The sequence below is a fragment of the Oleiphilus sp. HI0086 genome (genome assembly GCF_001635225.1).
Window position 1 is genome coordinate 1 of sequence record NZ_LWFZ01000747.1, and the last position, 2,896, is coordinate 2,896.

The following is a 2,896-nucleotide window of genomic DNA, read 5'->3' on the forward strand; positions in this document are numbered from 1 at the left end:
TTTATGGCCAATAAAAAGAAGCTGAGACTGGAAACTAAGCTGGGATTTATATAGAGCTTCGCCCTGCCAGTTAACTACGCCGTCATATGAAGTGAATAAGCCAGCTAAAATTCGTAGCAAGGTTGTTTTACCTGCACCATTAGGGCCTTCGAGCTGCGTTATCGTGGCAGGAAGAAAACTATGCTCTAGCCCGGAAAACAGAATGCGGTCTTCACGTTCACAAGATAGCTGCTTAATTTGGAGTACTGGCTCAACCATAGAGGTTTATGACTGCTTAAATAGAATCTCGAAGTCGCTATTATACCTGCAAAATACAATTTGAATATCTATTCACTTAGCTTATACCTTACAAATAAGAAAGGTTGCCTAAAGCTATACCACTAATGAGGAAATGCTCGGCAACCTATATCGATCGAGGCGAAATAATCAGATTGAGCGACTAAGCACGCCTTTTTGTAAAGGCATGAACTCCCAGGCCTGAGAGCGTCTGAGCCACAGATATCCAGGCTGTCTGATCAGGTATGGCCTGTTTGCCTTTAGATAGCCTCGCAAGCTGTGATTCGTACCAGGTAATATCAAGCATGGTCATTTTATCGATAAACTTCACGCCAGTGCTGGGTTTCGGTATATCAATCTTGTGCTCGGGATTTGCTATTAGCTCATTGGGAAAATCGGGATAAACAGAGAGCGGTCGAGCCAAACCGATAAAATCAGTTGCGCCACTCTTTAAGGCTTGAAGCATTGCGCTACCTGAGCGGAAGCCGCCAGTAACGACAAGTGGAATTGAAACGCGCTCGCGGATTTTATCTGCATATTCTATGAAGTATGCTTCGCGTCGGCGTGTTGATTCCTTAATGTTATGACCTACCATGCTTGGGCTTTCGTAGGTGCCGCCGGAAATTTCCAGTAAATCAATTCCCGCTTTTGCAAGGGTTTCGACTACTTCCATAGATTCTTCATGAGAGAACCCTCCTTTCGAGTAGTCAGCAGAATTTAATTTAATGCCAATTGGGTAATTATCATCTGTGGCTTCACGAATAGCACGGTAAACCTCTAATACAAAGCGCATTCTATTTTGTAAGCTACCGCCCCACTTGTCTTTTCTCTGGTTGTGGTGTGGAGATAAAAACTGGCTAACCAAATAACCGTGAGCGCCATGAATTTGTACACCATCGAAGCCTGTTTGTTTGGCAAGTTTTGCGGCGGTCGCAAACTTTTCGATTATTTCTAAAATTTCGCTTTCTTCGAGCGCACGAGGGGTGGCAAAGGTGTTTTCAAGCCCCCCACCTAAAGGAATAGCAGAGGGGGCGACTGGCTGCTTTGTTAAAAACGTTGGCGATTGCTTACCTGGGTGGTTTAATTGCATCCAAACTTTGGTGTCATTCTGCTTTGCAGCGTCCGCCCATTGAATGAAGCTCTCGAGGTCGCTTTCGTTATCTAGAACAACGTTTTTTGGTTCGCCAAGTGCTGCCCGGTCAATCATGACGTTACCTGTGATAAGTAACCCAGTACCGCCAGCTGACCAGGTACGATATAACTTAGCAAGTCGCTTGCCCGGATTGTGCTGTTTGTCTCCCAGTTGTTCGCTCATTGCAGACTTAAAGAATCGATTTTTAACGTTTACATTACCTTGTTGATATGGCGTAGCAAAACTTAGACTTGGGTGTGTAGTGCGTGACATGAGAACCTCGGTTTTTGGTTTTTATCTTATTTTGCTAATAATATAGATCTATATTTGTGACCGCTAGTCATGAATAGTGTAATACACATTCCTACCAATGGATTAATCGCAGACAATAAAAAGCCCGGCAACGGCCGGGCTTTAGAAAGTAAAAGCTAAGTTAGCAAATTACTCTGGTGTACCACACTCGGCAGCAGTTGGATTTTCAGAACAACGGATTTTCCAAAGCATTTTTAAAGCTTTAGGGTGGTGGTTACCCTCTGCTTTTAGAGCCATACGGATTTCACGCTTAAACTTAGTAATTTCTTCCTTAGTTTTAGCATCTGTTTTGATCCAATACTTCGCTGGGATTTCCGCTTCAGCATCCTTAACCATTTTATTAATGTCAGGAATACGAGAAAGAATGTACTCACGCATCTTTTGACCAAAGTCGTCTGCAAAGCGGTCCTTGTGAGTAACAAGCTGCATCATGCCGTAAAGGAGTTTTTCGTCGATAATACCGCCGTTCTCGCCGAGACCGTGATATAACTCAAATACGTTATAACCAAGCGCGACCATTGGTAGAATGTCGATATTACCGTTATTGAACTGGCCCGAGAAAGTGGTCAAAGAAGTGCCGACCGGAGACGCACCAACTAGGTTAGCAAGCTTCAAACTTTGTGGATCTTCGTTAAGAACCGAGATCTTTTTGCCGCTAAATTCTTCAACTGAGTCAATATTTCTGTCTCTTACGAATAGGTAAACAGAACCAACAGGCAAAGTACCAACCATCTCGTAATTACCATTCGTAAGTAGCTTGCCAACTTTCGGGTTAGTCAAGGCCTTTAGAACGATACCAAGCTGCTTCTCGTTGTTGATGCCACCAATTGCATCCAAGGTACCACCAAATGGAACGTATGGGCTACTCAATATAGAGGTAAGAAATACACCATCACACATACCGGCTTTAAAATCATTAGAGGCAACTTTTTCATCGGTAAAAGCTTCCAAATGGATATCTAGACCCCAAGGAATAGCTTTTGCTTTCAAGTCAGCGAAGAATGTCATTGCAGGACCGTTTTTTCCAACCGGGTCGTACATACAGAACTTTTTCTTTTCAAGTGCAGAAGCTGTGGCAGCAGTCGACAGCATTACTAGCGCAAGTATAATTCGACGAAATGTCATAATGTTTCCTTAATCCTCATTAATTGTTTGATGTGTAAGAACGTTCTTTTC

At 43.2% G+C, this 2,896-nt stretch carries 3 protein-coding genes; all 3 read right to left on the reverse strand.

Translation table 11 applies throughout. The annotated features are described in order from the left end of the window. Positions 1–258 (reverse strand): ATP-binding cassette domain-containing protein (locus A3756_RS12655; RefSeq protein WP_156490448.1); only part of this gene is annotated, 258 nt, incomplete at its 3' end. A 181-nt stretch (positions 259–439) separates the two neighbouring features. Then, positions 440–1,681, reverse strand: a complete 1,242-nt coding sequence (locus A3756_RS12660) for an NADH:flavin oxidoreductase/NADH oxidase family protein (protein WP_068510724.1) — start codon at positions 1,679–1,681, stop codon at positions 440–442. 168 nt (positions 1,682–1,849) lie between these two features. After that, positions 1,850–2,845 carry a putative solute-binding protein gene (locus tag A3756_RS12665; protein ID WP_068510722.1) on the reverse strand — a complete coding sequence of 332 codons (996 nt, stop codon included), beginning with the start codon at positions 2,843–2,845 and terminating at the stop codon, positions 1,850–1,852. Between the last annotated feature and the right edge of the window lie 51 nt (positions 2,846–2,896).